At 63.3% G+C, this 379-nt stretch carries 1 protein-coding gene; it reads left to right on the top strand.

From position 1 onward, the window contains the following. Nucleotides 1-379, top strand: a 379-nt coding sequence (locus ACOQFS_RS04760) for a calcium-binding protein (RefSeq protein ID WP_421561766.1), incomplete at both ends; no start/stop codon positions are given.

Below are 379 nucleotides of genomic sequence, written 5' to 3' on the forward strand. Positions count from 1 at the left end.
GCGGGCACCGAGGATGTGGTGACGGTGACGAACTTCTTCTACGAGAACACGCCCGCCAACGCCTGGAACCCGGTGCAGGAAGTGCGCTTTGAAGATGGCACGGTGTGGAATCTGGCAGCGCTTGGCGCCATGACACTGGGTGGCACAGAAGGCAACGACACGCTGACCGGCACAGACGGTGCAGACACGCTGGACGGCCTGGGTGGAGACGACATGCTGTATGGCCGCGCAGGCGATGACACGCTGCTCGGAGGTGCAGGCAACGACACGCTGCAAGGCCAGGAGGGCAACGACACACTGGACGGAGGAGAAGGCAGCGACTACCTGTATGGCGGTGAAGGCGACGATGTGCTGTTGGGCGGTGCGGGCAATGACTACC

It is taken from the genome of Paracidovorax sp. MALMAid1276 (assembly GCF_049198005.1).
In the GTDB taxonomy this organism is placed as follows: domain Bacteria; phylum Pseudomonadota; class Gammaproteobacteria; order Burkholderiales; family Burkholderiaceae_C; genus Acidovorax.